This window comes from Micromonospora sp. DT201, assembly GCF_049841575.1.
Lineage (GTDB): Bacteria > Actinomycetota > Actinomycetes > Mycobacteriales > Micromonosporaceae > Micromonospora.
The window spans coordinates 143,153-163,645 of the sequence record NZ_JBNCKP010000007.1; the positions used below are offsets into that span (position 1 = coordinate 143,153).

Consider the following 20,493-nt stretch of genomic DNA (forward strand, 5'->3'; position numbering starts at 1 on the left):
AATCCGCACCCCTTTTCCCAGGTGCCTTCTCGGTAGAGTCGGAACCACCCGCCAGGCGGGACACCGGCGCAATGAGCGCCGGTGCCCCGCTCGACTGCCGACATTTGTCGGCTGCGATGGGGGAATCGTGGCGAGAATCTATTTTGCCGCGGAAGACCTGAGCCGGATTCGGCTGACGACCACCCTTGGTCCGCTTGCGGAAAGCGTTTTCGCGCTCGATCTGCTGGCCCGTCCCAGCAGTGTGGTGTACCAGGACTGGCGGCACCGCGTCTTCGCTGCCGGCCGGTCCGGGACGGCCACGACGTCGCTTCTGCGGCAGAGATTCCGTCCCATCCCCGACCTGCTGTGGCTGCTGCGGCGGCCGTCCGGCGTCGACGACGAGCGTCTGCGCGCCACGGGCCTGACCCGGACGGCCGTCGCCTCCGCGGTGCAGGACTTCTGCCGGATCGCCGTCGTGCCGTACTGGGGGAGGGCACGCCGGTACCTCGAGTCCGAGCGCGACGCGCACGGGCGCATGCTCGTCACCGGAGGCATCGAGCGACTCCTCGGCATGGTCCACGCCGGTGCGCGGTGGAGCGCCCCGATGCTGGAACTCCCGCTGGAACGCTCCGGCGACGTCTACCTCGACGGCCGTGGCCTCGCCCTCGCCCCGTCGCTGTTCCTGCCCCCGCGTTGCTGCGTGCTCGTCGACACCGACCTGCCGGGCGAGCCGCCGGTCCTGGTCTTTCCGGTGCCGCCCGACCGGCGCGCCGCCCTCATGCTCTGGCACGGTGTCGAGGAGGGCGACCAGACGTTGGAGGCGCTGCTCGGACGCACCAGGGCCGGCTTGCTGCGTGTGCTCACCGACAGCCACACCAACGGGGAACTCGCCGAGCGGCTCAGCATCTCCCCGGCCGGGGTGAGCCAGCACACCGCCGTCCTGCGCGACGCGGGCCTGATCACCTCACGCCGGGACCGCAAGACGGTGCTGCACACCCTGACCAGACTCGGCACGGCCGTGGTGCTCGGCCTGCACCTCGACGGTGACGCGGCGAGCCGCCCCGCTTCGCTGCCCCAATCCGAGATTGTGCACAGGTAGGCGTACCACGCTCCCTCGACTGCCGATTTCGATTCTTTGTCTTTTCAGGCTCCGCTGAAAATCGTTGCGTGACAACGACCTCGTGCAGAGGCTGTTTAAGACGGATCTGCTCCCTGTACCGCACGGACATGCGGAGTGCGGGGATTGAGAGTGATCCCACGAGGAACGGAGTAGAGATGAGTGCAACGACACGGCGCCTGCGGGTTTTCGACTCGACCCTCCGCGACGGTGAGCAAGCTCCCGGAAACGCGATGACGCCGGAGCAGAAAGTGGAATTGGCGCTGTCAATCGAGGCACTCGGCGTCGACACCATCGAGGCCGGTTTCCCGAGTTCCTCACCGAGCGATTTCAAGGCCACTCAGCTGATCGCCCAGGCGCTGACCACCGCCAAGGTGTCGACGCTCAACCGCGCTACGATCGACGACATCGACGCGGCGGCCGAGGCCGGCGGCGTCGAGAACCACCAGATCCAGATCATGGTCACCGGCAGCGACGTCCACCTGGAGCACAAGCGTGGCCTGACCCGCCAGGAGGGCCTCGACGAGGTCCGGGAGAGCTTCCGGCACGCGCGAAAGCTGGGCTTCACGGACATCTCCCTCGGCATCGAGGATGCCAGCCGCGGCACCGACGACCTGCTGCGTCCCCTCATCGACCTGGCCCTGGCCGGAGGCGCGGGCACCCTCGTGCTGGCCGACACCGTCGGTTGCATGCTGCCCGCGGAGTTCGGGGCACTCATCGGCCGGGTCCGCTCGTGGATCCCGGACGACGTGATCCTGTCCACCCACTGCCACCACGACTTCGGGCTCTCACTGGCGAACGCGCTCGCGGGCATCGAGGCCGGCGCGGACGAGGTGCAGGCCACCCTCGCGGGCATCGGCGAGCGTGCCGGCAACACCCCGCTGGAGGAGCTCGCCGCCGTTCTGGCGTACAAGGGCGAGCAGCTCGGCGTGACCACGTCGCTGCGCACCGAGCAGCTCTTCGCGGCGTTCCAGCTGCTCTGCCGGACCGTCGGGCTGGAGGCGCCGCGCAACAAGGCCATCTTCGGCACGAACGCGTTCGCCACGCAGGCCGGCATCCACCAGGCCGGCATGCTGCGCAACCCGATCACGTACGAGTTCGCCGAGCCGGACAGGTTCGGCCGGGAACGGGTCATCCTCATCGGTCGGCACTCCGGGCGCAACGTCATCCGGCACATGTTCGCCGACCTCGGGGCGCCGGTCGACGAGGCCCTGCTCAACGACGTCTACGAGGAGTACGTGGTCAATCGGACCGCCAGCGACTGCGTCGACCGCGCCGAGGTGCGTACCGTCCTGCGGTCCCGCCTGGCCGCCATGGTGGCCGCCTGATGGCGGGCACGAGCGTGGCGCAGCCGCGGACGCTTGCCGAGAAGGTGTGGGCTGACCACGTCGTCTACCACACACCCGACGGTCGGGACCTGATCTACGTCGATCTGCACCTCGTGCACGAGGCCAGCTCGCCCCAGGCGTTCGACGGCCTGCGCCTGACCGGCCGCAAGGTACGCCGTCCCGACCTGACCCTGGCCCTGGAGGACCACAACGTCCCGACCGACACCCTGTTCATCCGGGACACCATGGGTCGGGCACAGGTGGAGCAGCTGCGGGTCAACTGTGCGACGCACGGGATCGAGCACCTGCGCCACGGTGAGGCCCGACAGGGCATCGTCCACGTGGTCGCGCCGGAACTGGGCCTGATCCACCCCGGCATGACCGTCATCTGCGGGGACAGCCACACGTCCACACACGGCGCGTTCGGCGCGCTGGCCTTCGGTGTCGGCACCAGCGATGTCGAGCACGTCCTGGCCACCCAGACGCTGGAGATCCCGCTACCGAAGACCATGGCCGTCAACTTCGTCGGGCTGCCGCCCGCGGACGTGACGCCGAAGGACCTGATTCTCGCCCTCATCGCGCACCTCGGTGCGAACGGTGCCCACGGACACGTCATCGAGTACCGCGGTCCGGCCATCGAGGCGCTCTCCATGGAGGGCCGGATGACGATCTGCAACATGAGCATCGAGGCCGGCGCCCGCGCTGGGCTGATCGCGCCGGACCAGCACACATTCGACTATCTGAACGGCCGCCGTGGCGCTCCGGCCGGCACCGATCTCGCGGAGGCGCTCGCCTTCTGGGAGACGCTGCGCAGCGACGACGACGCCGTCTTCGACAGCGAGGTGTCACTGGACGTCACCGAACTCCGGCCGTTCGTCACCTGGGGCACGAACCCGGGTCAGGCCGTGCCGCTCGGCTCGGTCGTGCCGCGGCCGGACTCCTTCGCGGACCCGCAGCAGCGGGCCGCCGCCGAGCGTGCGTTGCAGTACATGGACCTGTCGCCCGGTACCCCCATGCAGGACCTCCGGATCGACACCGTCTTCCTCGGCTCCTGCACCAACGGCAGGATCGAGGACCTGCGCGACGCGGCCGACGTGCTGCGGGGCAGGCGGATCAGCGCGGACGTGCGGATGCTCGTGGTGCCGGGCTCGATGGACGTCCGGCGCCAGGCCGAGGAGGAGGGCCTGGACGAGGTGTTCCGCGCCGCCGGTGCGGAGTGGCGCCTGTCCGGCTGCTCGATGTGCATGGGCATGAACACCGACCGTCTGCAAGGCACCGAGCGGGTCGCCTCCACCTCGAACCGGAACTACGAGGGTCGGCAGGGCAAGACCGCGCGTACCCATCTGGTGTCGCCCGTCGTCGCCGCCGCCACGGCCGTGACCGGCCGGCTCACCGCACCCAGTGACCTCCAGGAGAATCAGCCGTGCAAGCACTGAAGACACATGTCGGTCGTGCCGCGGCATTGCGCCGCAGCGACGTGGACACCGACCAGATCATCCCGGCGGAGTTCTGCAAGCGCCTGACCAAGAGCGGTTACGCCGACACCCTCTTCGCGCACTGGCGCGACGACCCGAACTTCGTGCTGACCCGCCCGGAGCACGCCGGCGCGAGCGTCCTGATCGGCGGCCACAACTTCGGCACCGGCAGCTCACGCGAGCACGCCGTCTGGGCGCTGCGGGACTTCGGCTTCACCGTGGTCGTCGCGACCAGCTTCGGGGACATCTTCTTCCGCAACGCGTTCAAGAACGGGCTACTGGCGGTCACCCTCGACGAGGAGACGGTGGAACGTCTGGCCCGGTGCGCCGAGCGAGACCCCGGCTTCGAGATCGAGGTCGACCTGACCGATTGCCGGGTGCGGGCCGACGGGGATTCCTGGACCTTCCCGGTGGACGACCGCGCCCAGTGGCTGCTGCTCAACGGGATGGACGAGATCGCCGTCACGCTGGGGCGCGACGAGCTCATCGGCGAGTACGAGTCACGGCGCCGCCACTGGCTGCCCACACTGCGTCGGGGCGAGATCTCCACCGGCGAGCTGCTCGTCTCGGGTGAGTTCCGGTGAGCGCCCCGGCCCGCCGGAGCGTGGTCTCCGCCCGCGCGGCGCAGCTGCGCGGCAGCAGCCTCGCGGAGCTGTTCGTTCTGGCCCGCAATCGGAGCGCGATCAACCTCGCGGTCGGCACGCCGAGCTTCCCGGACACACCGGTGTCTCTCGTCGACGAGGCGGTCGCCGCGTTGCGCGGCGGGTACAACCAGTATGAGGCGCCGATCGGCGAGGTGAACCTGCGACAGGAGATCGCCAAGTCGCTCAACACCCCGCCCAACCCGGACACCGAACTCACCATCACCGTCGGCGGCACCGAGGCGCTGTGCATCGCGCTGCTGGGCTCGATCGACCCAGGCGACGAAGTCATCCTGATGGAGCCGTTCTACGAGAACTTCCTCAGCGCCATCGCGCTCGCCGGCGGCGTGCCGCGCTTCGTGCAGCAGCGCCCGCCGCGGTGGGACTTCGACCCGGACGAACTGGCGCAGGCGTTCGGCCCACGGACGCGCGCCATCCTGCTCAACACCCCGAGCAACCCGACCGGCCGAATGCTCACGTTGGACGAGCTCGAACTCATCGCCGAACTCGCCGAGAAGTGGGACGTCACGGTGATCTCCGACGAGGTGTACTCCCATCTCGTCTTCGACGACCAGGTGCACCTCTCGGTGTCGGACCTCCCGCGGCTGCGGGAGCGCAGCATCGTCGTCGGATCGCTGTCGAAGAGCCTGGCGATCAGTGGCTGGCGCCTCGGCTACCTGCGGGCCAGCGCGGAGCGCTCGACGGTCATGCGGCGCCTGCACGAGGTGACCACGAGCGGCACAGCCGCGCCGCTGCAGTACGCGGCGGGGCGTGCCGGCGTCGTCGCGGCGGAGTGGTGGCGTCCAGCCGGCGCGCTGGCCGAACGTCGCGACCTCGCGATGCAGATCTTCTCCGACCTGGACTTCGAGATCCGTCGGCCGGACGGTGGCTGCTTCCTGTTCAGCGACATCAGCAAGGTGACCGACGAGGACTGCCACCGCTTCGTCCGGCGCGTGCTCGAGCAGCACGCAGTGCTGCTGGTCCCGGCGACACCGTTCTTCTCCGCCGCGGAACGCGGCCGAAATTTCGTCCGCATCGCCTTCAACCGGTCGATGGAGACGCTACAGGCTGCCGGGCAGAACCTGTCAACCCTGGAACGGGAAAGCTGAGGGAGCATGACCGTAATTACCGTCATTCCGGGCGACGGGATCGGCCCCGAGGTCACCGAGCAAGCCGTCGCCGTTCTGGACGGCATGCGCCTCGGTCTCGACTTCGACGTGCTGAGCCACGTGAACGCCGACCACTTCCTCGCGACCGGCGTAGCGCTGTCCGACCGGGATTTTCGTCGCGTCGCGGAGAGCAGATCAACACTGCTCGGCGCCGTCGGGGACCCGCGAGTCACGTCGTCGGAATACGCCCGCGGCGTGCTCCTGCGCCTACGGTTCGAACTCGACCTGTACGTCAACCACCGCCCGGCCAGGCTCTTCGACAGCCGCCTGAGCCCGCTGCGGGACGCGAAGGCACGCAACATCGACTGCGTGATCGTGCGCGAGAACACCGAGGGCCTGTACGTCGGCATCGGCGGTGCCCTGCGTCCGGGCGACGCGCAGGCAATCGCTGTCGACACCGAGGTGAACACCCACTACGGCATCAGCCGGGTCATCGACTACGCCTTCTCGATCGCCCGCCGTGGTGTCTGCCTGGTCGACAAGTCGAACGCGGTGCGGTACGGCGGCGGGCTGTGGCAACGGTGCTGGAAGGAGGCACGCGAGCGGCATCCCGAGGTTTCCGTCCGTCACCTCTATGTCGACGTGGCGGCGATGAAGCTCGTCTCCGAGCCGGCGTCGTTCGACGTCATCGTGACCAACAACTCGTACGGCGACATTCTCAGCGACCTGGCTGCCGAAATCGCCGGCGGAATCGGCACCGCAGCCTCGGCGAACATCAACCCCGCGACGGGCTACGGGCTGTACGAACCCGTACACGGCAGTGCGCCCGACATCGCGGGCACCGGAGCGGCCAACCCGATCGCGGCGATCCTCAGCGCAGCCCTAATGCTTGCCCGGATCAACCTTCCGGAGGCGGCAGGCGCCCTGGAGGCGGCGGTCCACTCGACGGTCGTCAACGGAGAGTGCACCCCCGACCTCGGCGGCACGTTGACCACGAAGGAGGTGGGGGCCGCGGTGCTGGATGCGGTGCGGTGACGGCCGTGTCACCAAGGATTCGAATCATCCTTGTGCCTGCGCGCTGACGCGCTGTTCAGTGAACCGGCGCGGCAGTGGCCGGATCGCGCCGCTGACCGGAACGGAGTAATCGATGACCGTTGTGTCCCCCGTCCCCGTCGACACCGTCGCAGCCGATCTGGACGCGGTGGATCTCACCGACCCGGCTACGTTCCTCGACAACGACCTTCCGGAGCTGTGGCGGCGGTTCCGCACGCACAGCCCGGTGCACCGGCATCCCGGGAAGGGTGGCAAGCCGGAGTTCTGGGTCGTCAGCCGCTATGCCGACGTCGTGGCGGCGTACAAGGACAACCAGTCGTTCGTCTCTGAATCCGGGAACGTGATCGACACGCTGCTGTACGGCGGAGACTCTGCGGCCGGCAAGCTGCTCGCGGTCACCGATGGTGCCCGGCACCGCGCCCTGCGGACGCTGCTGCTGAAAGCGTTCACCCCGCGACGGCTACAGCCGGTGGTCGACCTCGTCCGGCAGCGCACACGGCGGCTCGTGGCGCGGGCCGTCGCGGCGGAGGAGGTCGACTTCGCGCACGAGGTGGCCGACCGTATCCCGATCGCCACCATCTGCGACCTGCTCGGCATTCCGGCCGAGGACCACGACCGCATGCTCGCCCTCACCAAGGCGGTGCTCAGCGCCGACGACGACCAGCAGAGCGCCGACGACGCGTGGGAGGCGCGCAACGAGATCCTGCTGTACTTCGCCGAACTGGCGGAGCACAAACGGCGTCACCCCGGGGACGATGCGCTGAGCCTGCTGGCGACCGCCGAGGTCGACGGCGCCCCGCTCACCGACGAGGAGGTCATCCTCAACGGTTACGGGCTCATCGTGGCTGGCGACGAGACCAGCCGGCTGACCACCATCGGTGGCCTCCGCACCCTCGTCGACCACCCCGACCAGTGGGCCGCACTGCGCGAGGGCCGCGTCACCATCGAGTCCGCGGTCGAGGAGTTGCTGCGCTACGTCGCGCCGACGATGCACTTCGGCCGGCGTGCCGCCGTGGACACCGTCATCGGCGGGCAACCCATCGCGAAGGGCGACATCGTCACGCTCTGGAACGCGTCGGCCAACCTGGACGAGGCGGTGTTCCCGGCGCCCGAGGTGTTCGACCTGGCCCGTACGCCCAACCGACACGTCGCCTTCGGCTTCGGGCCGCACTTCTGCCTCGGCGCCTACCTCGGCCGGATGGAGATCGCGGCGATGTTCGAAAGCCTGCGTGCCGCCGTCGTCCAGGTCGAGCTGACGGGCACACCCAACCCGATCCGATCCACCCTGTTGTCCGGGTTCAGCAGCCTTCCCGTGCGGTTCACGCCGGACGTGGCCGGGCTCGCGGCCCTGCGCCGGGCCGACGACTGACCCTGCGCCGGCCCAGGTCCGATGGGTCGGCGACCACACGTAGAGGAGCAATAACGACATGGGCTCGGTCACGAAAACGCGGGCAGCCTCTGCCCGGACGGGAGTCCGGGCTGCCGGACAGGCCGCGCTGTCCGGGGTGGTTGGTCCCACCCTGCTGGTGCCGCCGTCGCCGGACAGCGGCCAGGAGGCGGTGACCGTCGTGCGGGTCTCCGTCCCGCACCCGGTGGTCGAGGCGATCACCGAACTCGCCTTCCGGCACGGCCTTCCGCCGGTGGCGTGGTTACACGCCGCGTGGGCGCTCCTGCTCACGAGGTTGACCTCGCGCGACGACGTGGTCTTTGGCGTGGTGTCCCGTGGGCCGCTCGACGGGGCGTTGCCCGTGCGGCTCGGGGTGCGGCCCACCGATCGGCTGCTCGACATCGTGACGGGCCTGCACTCCGCCGTGCTGGCGGACGGCGAGCACCTCGTGCCGGCGACCGAGCTGGGCGCGCCCGACCGGCCGTTCGACACGATCGTCGCGCACCCCTTCGCCGTGGCCGAGGTGGCTCGCCACGCGGCCCTCGCGGTCACCATGAACTGGCAGTACGCGCACAGCGAGGTGATCCTGCACCACCGCGCGGGAACGGGCGGTGGCACCACCACCACGTCGACCACGGCCGCTCAGCTCGTGCGGGTCCTCTCTGCGCTCGCATTCCGTCCGGACGGACTGGTGGCGTCGATCAGCCTGCTCGGCGACGAGGAACGCGATCTGCTGCTGCGCCGTTACAACGACACGGAGCGGGACGTCGACCAGGCGGCGTTCCCCGCCCTGTTCGCCGAACAGGTCGCCCACAACCCTGGCGGCGTGGCCGTCGACCTGGGCGAGTCCACGTTGACGTACGCCCAGCTGGGTGAACGGGTGAACCAGACCGCTCGGCACCTCGTCGCACGCGGCGCGGGCCCGGACGACCTGGTGGCCGTGGTGCTGCCCCGCTCGCTGGACAGCCTGGTGGCCATGCTCGCCATCATGCAGTCTGGCGCGGCGTACCTGCCGATCGACGCGGGCTATCCGGCGCAGCGGATCGCCTTCGCCCTCGGCGACGCCCGGCCGGTGCTGATCGTGACGAGCACCGACCTGGTCGGGCGACTGCCGGAGACCGAGATCCCGGTCGTCGTCCTCGACGACAGTGCCGTACAGGCCGCGGTGGCGGCCGAGCCCGCGCACGACGTGACCGACGTCGAGCGGCGCCGCCCGCTGCACCTCCACGACGCCGCCTACGTCATCTACACCTCGGGCTCCACCGGTACGCCGAAGGGCGTCGTCGTCGAGCACGCCGCGCTGGCGAGTTTCTCGGTCGCGGCCCGGGAGCGTCTCTGCGCGGAGACCGGCCCCGACGTCCGCGTGCTGCAGTTCGCGTCGCCCAGCTTCGACGCGAGCTTCCAGGAGATCTGCGTCGCACTGCTCGGTGGCGGCGTGCTGGTGGTGCCACCGCCCGGACCACTCGCCGGCGAGGCGCTCGCCACCGTGATCAACGACCGGAAGGTGACCTACGCCGGCATCCCGCCGGTGGCGCTCGGCGGCGTCCCAGCGACCGGCCTGCCCTCCCTACGCGCACTCGCGGTCGGCGGCGACGCCTGCACCGCGGAGACGACGTCACGCTGGGCGGTCGGCCGACGCATGGTGAACGCCTACGGCCCCACGGAGACGACAGTCGTGTCCACGATCAGCGACCCGCTGCGCCCGGGCGCCGGGTCGCCGCCGATCGGCCGGCCGACCCTGAACACCCGGGTCTACGTGCTCGACGAGGTGCTGCAGCCGGTCCCGGCCGGGATGGTCGGCGAGCTGTACGTGGCGGGCGCCCAGGTGGCCCGCGGCTACCTGGCCCGTCCGGGGCTGTCGGCGCACCGTTTCCTGGCCGATCCCTTCGGCCGCTCCGGCACCCGGATGTACCGCACCGGCGACCTTGTCCGATGGAACGTCGCGGGTGAGCTGGAGTTCGTCGGGCGCAGCGACGCCCAGGTCAAGATCCGCGGCTTCCGCGTGGAGATCGGCGAGGTGGAGACCGCACTGGGCGATCTGGAGGCGGTTGAGGACGTCGCCGTCGTCGTGCGCAGTGACGACAACCGGGGCAGATACCTGGCGGCGTACGTGGTGCTCCGTCCCGGGGCCGAGGTCCCGGTCACCGACCTGCTCGCTCAGCTCGCCCGGACACTGCCCGACTACATGCTCCCCGCGGCGGTCGTGCCTCTCGACCGACTGCCACTCGCGGTCAACGGCAAGCTGGACGTGGCGGCGCTGCCGGCCCCGCAGTTCCCCTCCTCGTCGGACGGCCGTGGACCGCGCGACGAACGCGACGCCCTACTGTGTCGGCTGTTCGCGGAGGTCCTCGGGGTCACCGACGTCGGCATCGACGACAACTTCTTCCAGCTCGGCGGCAACAGCATCGGCTGTGTGCAGGTGGTGAGCCGGGCACGTAAGGCCGGACTCACCTTCGGCCCCCGGGACGTGCTGCGGCACCGCACGGTCGCCGCACTGGCCGACAGCCTCGGGCCCGTCTGATCAGGACCGCGGTGCCGCCCGGTCGGGCCTGATCACGACGTGGGCCCAGCCGCGCCGGGGACTCCCGGCCGGATCGGTACCTGGATCCGGCCGGGCAGTCCCGACCAGACCTCCCCGGTGTAGAAGTGCCCTCCGGGCAGCTCCGTGACGTCACAGCCGCCCGCGGTCACCTCCCGCCAGCGCAGGGCGGCCTCGCGGTCCACCTCGTCGTCGTCCGCGCCGTACCAGACCTGGACGGGCGTGGTGATCCGCGAGCCGGGCTTGTAGCGGTACGTGTCGGCCATCGCCATGTCCGCGCGGAACACCTCGACCGCGAGGTCCGCCAGATCCGGCTCCTCCAGCACGATCCGGGGCACCTGCCCGACGCGCTCCATCCAGCCCAGCAACTCGGCATCCGAGTCGTCCGGCGTCGGCGGCCGGTCCCAGATGTGCGACCAGCGGGTGGGCGCATCGGAGGCGGACGCGACGACCGCCACCGGGGCCGGGCCGCCACCGCTCTCCAGCCGGCGAGCGACCTCGAACGCGACCCAGGCGCCCATGCTGTGCCCCAGGAGGACGAGCTCCCGGTCGCCCAGGCTCGTCGCTGCCTCGGTCGCCTCGTCGACGATCTGGCGCCAGTCGGTGGCGAACGGGTCGCCGAACCGGTTCTCCCGTCCGGGGTAGCAGTAGAGGGCGAGCTCCGTGTGCCCGTCGACGGCATCGGCCCACGGCCGGAACACCGAGGTGCCGCCGCCGCAGGCACCGAAGCACAGCAGGGTCCGCGTCGCGTCCGGACGCGGGCGCGGTCGGACGAGAATGTTGCCGGCGTCACTCATGTCGCCCTCCAGAATTAGGTCGGAGAACCCACTCTCGTCCCGCGTCGCATCGTCGACGCACGCGTATCGCAGTCTTCTATCCGCCGGTTTCCGGCCCTCTCGAACGACATAGAGTCCGGCTGCCGCATTGATTGACGCAACGATGGGGGAACGGACCCATGTCGGACGTCCGGACCAAGCGCGTGTTGTCCCGGTACGCGATTTTCACCAGTGATTATCTGCGCGAGCCGCATCCGATCTGGGAACGCATGCGGGCCGAGCAACCAGTCTACTGCGCCGAGTTCCCAGAGGGCGGCGGTCGGTGCTGGGTGGTGAGCCGCTACGCCGACGTGCGCGCCGCGTTGCTCGACCCGCGGTTGAGCAAGGACGCGGGGCGCATGCACGAGGTGTTGGAGCTGCAGCTGAGCAAGGGGGGCCGGCACGACACCTTCCCGGAGTCACTCGCCAGCCACATGCTCAACAGCGACCCGCCGGTGCACACCCGACTGCGCAAGCTGGTGACCAAGGCGTTCACCGCCCGGCGGGTCACCCAGCTGCGTCCCGGTGTCGAGCAGGTGACCGACGAGTTGATCGAGGGCATGGCCGCCGGCCCGACGGCCGACCTGATCACCGACTTCGCCTTCCAGCTGCCGATCACCGTGATCTGCGAGCTGCTCGGGGTCGCGATGGACGACCGCAAGTCCTTCCGCGGATGGTCCAACGTGATCGCCGGTGACAGCACGACCGACCAGCTCGGGCGAGCCTCCGAGGCGATGTCGGCGTACCTGGCGAGGGTGGTCGTCGACAAGCGGGAGAACCCCGCCGACGACCTGCTCTCGTCCCTCATGACCGCCGCGGACGACGGCGACCGCCTGACCGACGCCGAGGGCGTCTCGATGGCGTTCCTGCTGCTGATGGCCGGATACGAGACCACGGTCAACCTGATCGGCAACGGCATGGCCGCGTTGCTCCAGGAGCGGGAGCAGTTCGAGATGCTGAAGGCGAACCCGGAGCTGACGCCCGGCGCGGTGGAGGAGTTCCTGCGCTACGGCAGCCCGGTGCACACCGCCACGACCCGCTTCACCGCCGAGGCGACCCGCATCGGCGACGTGACGATTCCCGCGGACGAGGTCGTGCTGCTGTGCCTGGGCTCGGCCAACTGGGACGAGGGACGGTTCGCGGGCGCCGACCGGCTGGACATCACCCGGACGGCGAACAAGCACATGGCGTTCGGGCACGGCATCCACCACTGCCTCGGTGCGCCGCTCGCGCGCATGGAGGCGGACGTGGCGTTCCGCCGGCTGCTGAAACGCTTCCCGGACATGCGGCTCGCGGTCCCGCCGGAGTCGCTGGAATGGCGGCACGGAAACATCGTGCGGGGTCTCAAGTCCCTTCCGATCCGGTTGTGACACACCCGCGACCTGTCATTCATGTTTTCGATGGCCGGTCGACCGGCGGGTCGACCGTTCCTATTGTTGTTTTCGACACGCAGCCTCGATGAGGAGCAGTGATGACCAACCCGTTCGACGACAATGACGCCGAATTCTTTGTCCTGGTCAATGAAGAGGGTCAGCATTCGCTCTGGCCCGTCTTCGCGGACGTGCCGGCCGGCTGGTCGGTCGTCTTCGGCAAGGACAGCCGGCAGGCCTGCCTCGACTACGTCGAGGCCAACTGGACCGACATGCGGCCCAAGAGCCTGGTGGACGCCATGGAGGCGGCAGCTTCCTGAGCTCGCGGTCGCCGGCCCGACGCTGATGGCCGGGACGCCCGCACGACGAGGTGCCGGGGCGGATCGCGTTGCCAATGGTGCCGAATCCATCGTGGAGACGACATGGCGATTGTGGAACCGCTGTCGGAGAACACCGATCTCGATGCTCCCGATGACGAGGAACAGACCTACCACAGGCTCATGAGCCTGCTGAGTGACGGCAGCGCCCGCTACCGGCTCATCGACCACCCGCCCGAGGGCGGCACCGTGGCCGCGAGCCGGTTGCGCGGGCACCCCGCCGATCAGGCGGCCAAGTGCATGGTCGTGCGCCTGTCGGTCACCCGACGGTCATCGCGCTATCTGCTCGGCGTGGTGCCCGGGGACCGCCGTGTCTGCCTGCGCACGCTTCAGCAGCGGTACGGGGCGCGAGCCGCCTCCCTGGCCTCCGCCGAGACGGCGGAGCGCCTGTCCGGGGCGGTTTCGGGCGCCGTCCTGCCGTTCTCCTTCCACCCCGATCTCGACCTGGTGGTCGACCCCGGCCTCCTGGTGCACCCGCACATCTACTTCAACGCCGCACGTCTGGACCGGTCACTGGCATTGCGGACCGACGACTACGTGCGGCTCAGCCGTCCGCGCATCCAGCCGATCGCCACACCGGAGTGACGGATCGCGGCACCGGTGACGGCGGCTCGCCGGAACGACGGACCGACAGCGATGGCCACCGCGGCACGATCCGTGGTGGCCATCGTCGTGTCCGAATCGGCGGTCAGGCGCCGTCCATGGCGAAGCTCCGGGCCGGCGTGCGCGGCGTCCGGGTACGACGCCAGTACGAGTAGGTGACGATGGGTAGCGCGATCGTCCAGATGATCAGGATGGGCAGCCCGATCAGCGCGCCGGTGAGGGTGAAGGGGTCCTCGGTGCTGGCCTCCGCGATGCCTCGCGGGATCTGCACGGGCAGCGTGAGCCCATAGCCGACGAGGAGCAGTGAGCCGAGCACACCCGGCGTCAGCGGGAACCACGGCGGCACCCGGCGGCCACGCAGGATCGGCACCCACCTCGGGTAGACGAGCCCCCAGTCGCGAATCAGGCCGAGCGAGAGGATGCCGCCCAGAACTGCCAGGACGAGGAGGATGCCCAGATACATCGCCCCGGCCGGAATCCCGAAAATCCCGGCCTCTGGATAGGAACCCGAGCCGTGTCCGCGCCCGTGATACCAGGCTTCGAAGCTCTCCTTGTGAGCCATCACCGGAATTCCGAAGATCCACGGAATGTGAAGCGGGACGAATCCCACGATTGGCGCTATCCAGCCGACGTGGCCGGCGATGCGAGCCCATCGTGGAGGTGGCGGAACGTTCGGCCTGACCGGGACGGCTGCGGATTCGTTTGGATCTGGTGGGTCGGCGGGCCTCTGCATCTTGTCTGTCTCCGATCTGACGCGGTCGCATCCCCAGGATGAGCTCATTCTATGAGCCGCAGACCGCAGGCGAACTGTGATACCCGTCGGGGTGAAATACCTCACCTCGATCTGTTGTGGAGGGTGCGCACACCTGCTCTGCAAAGTTCTCTATCCAGCGTATAAACGCAGGCTGGGCGATGGCATGATCCAAATAGTTGTCCCCGGCTTTCCCGCCGGCGATTCACCGACGACAAACCGACAGTTCGGCGAGGACCGTGGTGCGACAGGCGCCGATAGTCCGTCCGGTCGTAGGACAGCCTTCCGATCATGGTTCATGAAGGAGAGGCGTACGCCATGTCAGGCACATCATCTGTCCAGCAAGCACCGAGCCCGCGACGCCTGAGCTTGCCCGACGACTTCCAGCTCCCGCCGAGCTGCCTGCGCATCGTCGACCTCCAGTGCGCCGCGGGTCGCGAGGCCTTGACCGGCGAGCAGCGTGCGGAGCTGGCCGAGACGTACCGGGTGGCCAGCTGTGGTCCGCCCGCCGTCGAGAACGCACTGCTCCGGCTACTGACCCGGTCGTTCTCGACCGAGTCGATCCCGGAGTACTACCGGTACACCGACTTGCACGTCTTCGGCTGGTTTCTCTCCTTCCACCGCCATGATCCGATGACCGGCGCGGTGCTCGCGCTGTACACCTCGCTCACCTGGCTGCTCGCCGAGGAGGAGCGGGTGGCCGGCCACGAGAGTGCGCCCGAGTACGTGCCGGAGCGCCTGGATCGACTGCGTGCGCTGGTCGCCCGGGTCCTTGAGCTTCCGATGAACCCGTCGGAGACCGTGGACGCCGCCCACGTCATCGAGCGATCCAGGAACGACAGTCGCCTCGCGTGGCGGATGTCCCTGCTGGGGGAGTGCACCGGCTTCCCGCAGAGCGCCGATCATCACGAAAATCTCTTCCTGCGGGCCGTGCACGCCTGCGAGGTGGTCTTCTTCGCCGTACGGTGGCTGGCCTGCCGGGCGATCGCCGGCGTCGCGGGTGACCGGGACGGTGGGATGCGCCGGATGCGTCACCTCACCGTCTACGCCGGGTTGTTCAACGAGATCTTCCACGTGCTGCGGACGCTGTCACCGGAGATGTTCATGGTGTTCCGGGAGGCGACCGGCGCGGCGAGCGCGGTGCAGTCGTTGAACTACCACCTGATGGAGCTGGTGCTCTACGGCTACGACGCCCGTAAGGCCGAGGTCTTCGAGCGGTTCCCGCACCTGGCGTACCTGCGCTCATCCGACGTGCGGGTCCAGCAGTCACTGCGGTCGGCGGTTCTCGGCTCCGGCGACGAGGGCCTGCGGGAGATGCTCGAAGCCGTCGACGGGCCGATGCTCGCCTGGCGCGGGCGGCACTACGGGTTCGGGCGGCGCTATCTCGCCGACATCGCGGGCTCCGGCGGAACGGAGGGCGCGGCCTATCTCAAGCGCTTCGTCCGCAAGGAACTGCCTCTGCCGGCCGCGCCCGCCGACGACCCGTCGGGTGCCCTGCTCGAGTTCGCCTACCGCTAGCACGCGTCCCACCAGGCACGAGAGCCCGTCCACGTCGCGTCTGACGTGGACGGGCTCGCTCGTGCGACGCCCGGGCCGCTCAGCCCTCGCGCGCCGCCGACCCGCTCGGGTTGGCGTGCCGGCTGAGATCGAAGAAGAAGTCCTCGACCGGCCGCAACTCACCGGCCGCGGCCAGCTCGTCGTGGATGTGCCGGCTCACGGCCAGGTCCAGCACGCCCAGGCCGAACGGGCTGAAGACGATCGGCTTGTCGGACGGCAGCCGGACCGCGCCGGCCATGACGTCGTAGAGCGTGCCGTCCAGGAAATCCCGAGCGCCGGTGAGCTGCTCGGTCAGGTGCGGTGACGTCGCCGCCTTCAGGCAGTGCTCCACGTCGTCCACGATGTTGCTCGCCGTGAGCAGGACCTCCGGTGCCAGGTCGCGCAGCGACAGGTGCAGGACGATCGGGTTGTGCGCGAACCACGTCGGGTCGTCGACGTGCGGCGTGGACGCCACGGTGGCGAACACGATGAGGTCACAGGAGCGGATGAGCTCCTCGGCCGTGTCGTAGGTGACGACCTCGCTGCCCGGGTGGCTGTCGGCGCAGTACGAGCCGAAGCTGGCAGCCTGCTCAGCGGCCAGGTCGTGCACTCCAATGGTGTCGAACGACCAGCCGTCACCGGTGAGGTAGTTGAGGGTGTACCGGGCGATCAGCCCGGCGCCGATGATGCCGACGCGCCGCGGACGTGGCCGGTCACGGCTCAGCCAGTCGGCGGCCAGTGCGGCGGAGGCCGCGGTCCGTGTGGCGCTCACGATCGACGCCTCGAGACAGGCGTACGGGTAACCGGTACGCGGATCGTTGAGGATAGCCAGTGCCGATGCTCGGGGCAGCCCTTCGTGGATGTTCTCGGGGAAGCTGCTGATCCACTTGATGCCGTCGACGGGGGAGTCACCGCCGATCGATGCCGGAAGGGCGATGATGCGCGAGCTCGGCCGGTCCGGAAATCGCAGGAAGTATGACGGAGGGTTGACCGTCTCGCCCTGCCCGTGCAGCCGGTAGGCATTCTCCACCAGCCGCACGACGTCTTTCTCCCGGCCGTGCAGAACCTGATGAACCTGGGCACCGGAAATGACCGAGAAGGATGGCGTTCGGTCTTCGGATGTCATGCGTCGCTCCCTTGGCGGCGCGGATGCCGACGTCGCACGTGGCCGCCGACGACCCGCAATACGGACGGTGGGGTCGGCACTCCGGATCGCGGCGGCCTACGGTCGGCTCAGCCGGCTCTCTGGAGTTTCCGGGAATCGGTGGCCCCAGCCCTGTCGACGGAGAGGCCCTTCATTCCCTCGAACAGGGTGAGAATCGCGTAAGCCGACGGAAGGATCATGGCCCCCGCCTTGGTCAGATGTGCTCCGTCAGGATCCCGCGAGAACAGACGTGTGCCAAGCCGCTGTTCCAGACATTTGATCTGGTAGCTGACGGCGGGTTGTGAGTAGCCCAGGAACTCGGCGGCGCGGTCCATCCGGCCGGCCCTGGCGATGGCGACGAAGGCTCTAAGCTCGCGCTCGTGCATGTCATCTGTCCCGTCACTCGGCGCTGGGTTCTATCTGCCAAGCGTTGCAGGATCTACTGATCTGGTCCTATCGCCGCCCTATCGCCGCTGTCGCCGATCGTCCCGCGATCAGTCGGTCGCAGGCCGAGCACCGATGACGAGATGCTTGTCCTGAGTGGTGCGGTGCACGCGGCCCTGCGGGAAACCGGCTCCGGCGAGCAGCCGCACGTACTCCTCTGGGGTCCGGTGGCGACCTTCGGTTTCCACGTGCATCGACAGGTTCATGACGGCGGTCGGCAGCGGCCCGGTGCGGTCCTCGTCGAAGAGTCGCTCGGCGATGAGCACACGCGCCCCCGCGCTGCCGCTGTCGTAGGCATTGCGTAGCAGGCTCGCGCAGGTCTCGTCGGTCCAGTCGGACAGGATGTAGCCGAAGCTGTAGCAGTCCGCGGCCGGCAGAGGGTCGGTGAAGAAGTTGCCGGCCGCGAACCGCAGACGGTCGCCGAGGCCGTGCGTGCGCGCGGTCTCGGCCAGAAACGGCTCCACCTCGGGGAGGTCGAAGACCGTGACAGTGAGCCCCGGGTGGGCCTGCAGGGCCGCAACGGCGAAGGCGCCGCTCGCGCCGCCGACGTCCACGATGTGCTCGGTGCCGTGGAACCCGGCCAGGCTGACCAACTCGTGCGACACGTCGAAGCTCAGGTTCCACATGGCAGCGAGGAACCGCCGGGTCGAATCCTCGGTTGCGTAGATCGCCGCGAAGGGCGCCGGGTTACCCCGGTCAGCTTCGACCTTGCCGAGGCGCAGATAGTCGTCGAGCCGATCGATTTTCGTGCTCGTGCTGGTGACGAGGTGCTCCAGGAACGAGCCGAGATAGAGCGGGCTGGTCCGGTCCAGGTAGGGCCGGTATCCGGCGTGCAGGCGGTACCCGCCGTCCTCCCGCAGAACGATGTCCAGCGCGCACAGCACCAGAAGCATCCGCTCCAGGGTCTCCGCGTCGACGCCGGCCGCCACAGCGATCTTTTCGGCCGGAGCCGATCCGGCGTCCGGTAGGTGGGCGAAGACGTCGTGCTTGTCCGCCAGGTGCAGCACATGCGTGGCGAAGAGCCCGAAGACCGCGGAGTTCAACTTCTCGGGTGTCATCGGTGTCATCGGTGTCTCCCGGAGCTCGGTGACGGGCGTGTCGAAGGACGGACAGACCCGTCCGGGTCGAAGCCTTCCAGCACCCTGCCGTGCCGACGAAATGCGCATCGAATGTTTTGAACAGGACGAGTCGGAGATGTTGCGGCCGGCAGGACTGCGGTGTTTGCTGGCCTATTTCTCGACAGATATCTGTGTCGCGTCGCACCTGCGGTGGCTGACCGCAGCCGTCGATCCACACGGTACAGTCCGGACTCCGGCACCTTGTTCCCGGCCATTCTCCCGAGGTGCCGTCCGTCCGGAAGTCGATGGAGGCATTTCGATGCGAATTGTGATCATGGCGGTTGGCAGTCGCGGTGACGTCGCGCCCTACACCGGGCTGGGCGTGCGCTTGCAGGAGGAGGGGCACGAGGTCACCCTCGCCACGCATGCCCTCTTCGAGAAACTGGTACGGAGCCGAGGGTTGGGTTTCCGGGTTCTGCCGCTGGACACCCAGGAGGAGATGACCTCCCGGCTCGCGGCGAGCGGCACCACCAGCCCGCTGAAGGTGACGCTCGCGGTCAACAAGGTGGTGGCCGATCACGCCCGGCCGATGGCGGACGCGATGCTCGCGGCGGCGCGGGAGGCGGACGTCGTGCTCCTGACGCCGGCCGGCTGGATCGGTGCGCACGTGGCGGAGGGGCTGGGTCTGCCGAGCATGGGTGTCTACCTGCAGCCACTGACCCCGACGCGGGAGTTCGCGCCGCCGACCGTCACCACCCGCTCGCTGGGCGGGTGGGGCAACCGTAAGGCCGCGACGTCCCTGCGCAGCATGGGACAGAAGCCCTTCCGGGCGGTCGTCGACCAGCTGCGCACCGAGCTGGGCCTTCCGATCATGAAGCCGGACGCCTGGCTGGCCCAGGTCGATGCGGCGCGCTGGCCGATCTGTTACGGCTACAGCCCTGTCGTGGTGCCGCAGCCCGCCGACTGGCCGGAGTGGAACCACACGGTTGGCTACTGGTGGCCGGCGAACGACCCGGACGTCAAGCCCGACCCCGAGCTTGTCGACTTCATCGCCGCTGGGCCGGCGCCGGTCTACATCGGGTTCGGCAGCATGCCCGCCGAGGACTCCGACGCGCTGTCCGCGTTGATCCTCGACGCACTGCGCACCAGTGGCCTGCGGGCGGTCGTGAACAGCGGCTGGGCTGGCCTGCGAGCTGCCGGCGACGACGTGCTCACCCTGTCCGAGGTGCCGCACGACTGGCTGTTCCCACAGATGGCTGCGGTGGTGCATCACGCCGGCGCGGGGACCGCCGGTGCCGGCCTGCGCGCTGGGGTGCCCACGGTCCCGGTGCCGTTCATGGTGGACCAGCCGTTCTGGGCGCAGCGGCTCGAACGGCTGGGTGTCGCGCCGGGCGTGATCCCGTTCCGGAAGTTGAGCGCGAGCCGGCTCGCCGCGGCGCTCACCGAGGCCACCGGCAACCCGGAGTACCGGCGTCGCGCGACCGACGTGGCTGGTCGGCTGGCGCAGGAGGACGGTGCCCTCGGCGTGCTGCGCGTGCTGGAGCAGGTGACCGGGACAAGAGGCGGCGCATAGAGTTTTTCAATGCGTCCTTGCAGGGTGTGCGCATTCCGTGTATGCAGATACCTGCATTGACGAAAAGTGCTTCGCGCGAGTAAGTTTTCGAACTCCGGTTCTCATTGTCGTGAACTATTAGCGACTATTCGTTTCCCGGTCCGTCGGAGTGGTGTCGACGCGACCACCGGAGTTGAGAAGGTTGAGCGCGCGTC

The 20,493-nt window shown here is 69.1% G+C and carries 18 protein-coding genes; 13 read left to right on the forward strand and 5 right to left on the reverse strand.

The annotated features are described in order from the left end of the window. The first annotated feature begins 127 nt into the window (after window positions 1-127). The 8 genes from ACLQ28_RS15120 (at window position 128) to ACLQ28_RS15155 (ending at window position 10,610) form a co-directional block, all read left to right on the forward strand. Entirely contained in the window at window positions 128-1,078 is a 951-nt protein-coding gene (locus tag ACLQ28_RS15120) for an ArsR/SmtB family transcription factor (protein ID WP_425686897.1), read from the forward strand. Window positions 1,079-1,254: 176 nt separating this feature from the next. Then, entirely contained in the window at window positions 1,255-2,424 is a 1,170-nt protein-coding gene (locus tag ACLQ28_RS15125) for a LeuA family protein (RefSeq protein ID WP_425686898.1), read from the forward strand. Continuing rightward, the gene (gene leuC, locus ACLQ28_RS15130) at window positions 2,424-3,860 is read left to right on the forward strand and encodes a 3-isopropylmalate dehydratase large subunit (RefSeq protein WP_425686899.1); all 1,437 of its coding nucleotides are present in this window, start codon (window positions 2,424-2,426) and stop codon (window positions 3,858-3,860) included. The genes ACLQ28_RS15125 and leuC overlap by 1 nt, the downstream gene beginning before the upstream one ends. Then, entirely contained in the window at window positions 3,848-4,483 is a 636-nt protein-coding gene (leuD, locus tag ACLQ28_RS15135; RefSeq protein WP_425686900.1) for a 3-isopropylmalate dehydratase small subunit, read from the forward strand. The genes leuC and leuD overlap by 13 nt, the downstream gene beginning before the upstream one ends. Continuing rightward, window positions 4,480-5,649, forward strand: a complete 1,170-nt coding sequence (locus tag ACLQ28_RS15140; RefSeq protein ID WP_425686901.1) for a pyridoxal phosphate-dependent aminotransferase — start codon at window positions 4,480-4,482, stop codon at window positions 5,647-5,649. Before leuD ends, ACLQ28_RS15140 begins: the two co-directional genes overlap by 4 nt. A 6-nt stretch (window positions 5,650-5,655) precedes the next feature. After that, window positions 5,656-6,684 carry an isocitrate/isopropylmalate dehydrogenase family protein gene (locus ACLQ28_RS15145; protein WP_425686902.1) on the forward strand — a complete coding sequence of 343 codons (1,029 nt, stop codon included), beginning with the start codon at window positions 5,656-5,658 and terminating at the stop codon, window positions 6,682-6,684. A gap of 112 nt (window positions 6,685-6,796) precedes the next feature. Further along, a complete protein-coding gene (locus ACLQ28_RS15150; protein WP_425686903.1) occupies window positions 6,797-8,071 on the forward strand; it encodes a cytochrome P450 in 1,275 nt (424 codons plus the stop codon). A gap of 58 nt (window positions 8,072-8,129) precedes the next feature. Continuing rightward, window positions 8,130-10,610 (forward strand): non-ribosomal peptide synthetase, encoded by a 2,481-nt coding sequence (locus tag ACLQ28_RS15155; RefSeq protein WP_425686904.1) that lies wholly within the window; start codon window positions 8,130-8,132, stop codon window positions 10,608-10,610. A gap of 32 nt (window positions 10,611-10,642) precedes the next feature. Here ACLQ28_RS15155 and ACLQ28_RS15160 read toward each other — a convergent pair whose 3' ends face one another. Next, window positions 10,643-11,425: a thioesterase II family protein gene (locus ACLQ28_RS15160; protein WP_425686905.1), complete on the reverse strand. Its 783-nt coding sequence runs from the start codon at window positions 11,423-11,425 to the stop codon at window positions 10,643-10,645. Between the two features lie 158 nt (window positions 11,426-11,583). Between ACLQ28_RS15160 and ACLQ28_RS15165 the strand changes: the two genes are divergently transcribed. The 3 genes from ACLQ28_RS15165 to ACLQ28_RS15175 all read left to right on the forward strand — a co-directional run bounded on the left by ACLQ28_RS15165 (window position 11,584) and on the right by ACLQ28_RS15175 (window position 13,775). Then, window positions 11,584-12,813 (forward strand): cytochrome P450 family protein, encoded by a 1,230-nt coding sequence (locus ACLQ28_RS15165; protein ID WP_425686906.1) that lies wholly within the window; start codon window positions 11,584-11,586, stop codon window positions 12,811-12,813. Window positions 12,814-12,914: 101 nt separating this feature from the next. Further along, the gene (locus ACLQ28_RS15170; RefSeq protein WP_425686907.1) at window positions 12,915-13,133 is read left to right on the forward strand and encodes an MbtH family protein; all 219 of its coding nucleotides are present in this window, start codon (window positions 12,915-12,917) and stop codon (window positions 13,131-13,133) included. Between the two features lie 102 nt (window positions 13,134-13,235). Further along, window positions 13,236-13,775 carry a YbaK/EbsC family protein gene (locus tag ACLQ28_RS15175; protein WP_425686908.1) on the forward strand — a complete coding sequence of 180 codons (540 nt, stop codon included), beginning with the start codon at window positions 13,236-13,238 and terminating at the stop codon, window positions 13,773-13,775. A 103-nt stretch (window positions 13,776-13,878) separates the two neighbouring features. Here ACLQ28_RS15175 and ACLQ28_RS15180 read toward each other — a convergent pair whose 3' ends face one another. Then, window positions 13,879-14,355: a hypothetical protein gene (locus tag ACLQ28_RS15180; protein WP_425686909.1), complete on the reverse strand. Its 477-nt coding sequence runs from the start codon at window positions 14,353-14,355 to the stop codon at window positions 13,879-13,881. Window positions 14,356-14,835: 480 nt separating this feature from the next. Here ACLQ28_RS15180 and ACLQ28_RS15185 point away from each other — a divergent pair, with 480 nt between their 5' ends. Beyond that, window positions 14,836-16,062, forward strand: a complete 1,227-nt coding sequence (locus ACLQ28_RS15185; RefSeq protein WP_425686910.1) for a hypothetical protein — start codon at window positions 14,836-14,838, stop codon at window positions 16,060-16,062. A 79-nt stretch (window positions 16,063-16,141) separates the two neighbouring features. Here ACLQ28_RS15185 and sbnB read toward each other — a convergent pair whose 3' ends face one another. The 3 genes from sbnB to ACLQ28_RS15200 all read right to left on the reverse strand — a co-directional run bounded on the left by sbnB (window position 16,142) and on the right by ACLQ28_RS15200 (window position 18,735). Beyond that, window positions 16,142-17,206: a 2,3-diaminopropionate biosynthesis protein SbnB gene (sbnB, locus tag ACLQ28_RS15190; protein ID WP_425686911.1), complete on the reverse strand. Its 1,065-nt coding sequence runs from the start codon at window positions 17,204-17,206 to the stop codon at window positions 16,142-16,144. 107 nt (window positions 17,207-17,313) lie between these two features. Next, window positions 17,314-17,610 (reverse strand): helix-turn-helix domain-containing protein, encoded by a 297-nt coding sequence (locus tag ACLQ28_RS15195; RefSeq protein ID WP_425686912.1) that lies wholly within the window; start codon window positions 17,608-17,610, stop codon window positions 17,314-17,316. Window positions 17,611-17,718: 108 nt separating this feature from the next. Beyond that, entirely contained in the window at window positions 17,719-18,735 is a 1,017-nt protein-coding gene (locus ACLQ28_RS15200; RefSeq protein ID WP_425686913.1) for a methyltransferase, read from the reverse strand. A gap of 310 nt (window positions 18,736-19,045) precedes the next feature. On the opposite strand from ACLQ28_RS15200, the gene ACLQ28_RS15205 reads away from it, so the two are divergent. Beyond that, window positions 19,046-20,299 (forward strand): glycosyltransferase, encoded by a 1,254-nt coding sequence (locus ACLQ28_RS15205; RefSeq protein WP_425686914.1) that lies wholly within the window; start codon window positions 19,046-19,048, stop codon window positions 20,297-20,299. The last annotated feature ends 194 nt before the right edge of the window (window positions 20,300-20,493 follow it).

Bases quoted from the DNA above. Each gene is read 5' to 3' on its own strand.
- ACLQ28_RS15125 (WP_425686898.1), top strand. From the start codon at position 1,255: ATGAGTGCAACGACACGGCGCCTGCGGGTTTTCGACTCGACCCTCCGC.
- leuC (WP_425686899.1), top strand. From the start codon at position 2,424: ATGGCGGGCACGAGCGTGGCGCAGCCGCGGACGCTTGCCGAGAAGGTG.
- ACLQ28_RS15145 (WP_425686902.1), top strand. From the start codon at position 5,656: ATGACCGTAATTACCGTCATTCCGGGCGACGGGATCGGCCCCGAGGTC.
- ACLQ28_RS15150 (WP_425686903.1), top strand. From the start codon at position 6,797: ATGACCGTTGTGTCCCCCGTCCCCGTCGACACCGTCGCAGCCGATCTG.
- ACLQ28_RS15155 (WP_425686904.1), top strand. From the start codon at position 8,130: ATGGGCTCGGTCACGAAAACGCGGGCAGCCTCTGCCCGGACGGGAGTC.
- ACLQ28_RS15160 (WP_425686905.1), bottom strand. From the start codon at position 11,425: ATGAGTGACGCCGGCAACATTCTCGTCCGACCGCGCCCGCGTCCGGAC.
- ACLQ28_RS15165 (WP_425686906.1), top strand. From the start codon at position 11,584: ATGTCGGACGTCCGGACCAAGCGCGTGTTGTCCCGGTACGCGATTTTC.
- ACLQ28_RS15170 (WP_425686907.1), top strand. From the start codon at position 12,915: ATGACCAACCCGTTCGACGACAATGACGCCGAATTCTTTGTCCTGGTC.
- ACLQ28_RS15175 (WP_425686908.1), top strand. From the start codon at position 13,236: ATGGCGATTGTGGAACCGCTGTCGGAGAACACCGATCTCGATGCTCCC.
- ACLQ28_RS15180 (WP_425686909.1), bottom strand. From the start codon at position 14,355: ATGGCTCACAAGGAGAGCTTCGAAGCCTGGTATCACGGGCGCGGACAC.
- ACLQ28_RS15185 (WP_425686910.1), top strand. From the start codon at position 14,836: ATGGTTCATGAAGGAGAGGCGTACGCCATGTCAGGCACATCATCTGTC.
- sbnB (WP_425686911.1), bottom strand. From the start codon at position 17,206: ATGACATCCGAAGACCGAACGCCATCCTTCTCGGTCATTTCCGGTGCC.
- ACLQ28_RS15195 (WP_425686912.1), bottom strand. From the start codon at position 17,610: ATGCACGAGCGCGAGCTTAGAGCCTTCGTCGCCATCGCCAGGGCCGGC.
- ACLQ28_RS15200 (WP_425686913.1), bottom strand. From the start codon at position 18,735: ATGACACCGATGACACCCGAGAAGTTGAACTCCGCGGTCTTCGGGCTC.
- ACLQ28_RS15205 (WP_425686914.1), top strand. From the start codon at position 19,046: ATGCGAATTGTGATCATGGCGGTTGGCAGTCGCGGTGACGTCGCGCCC.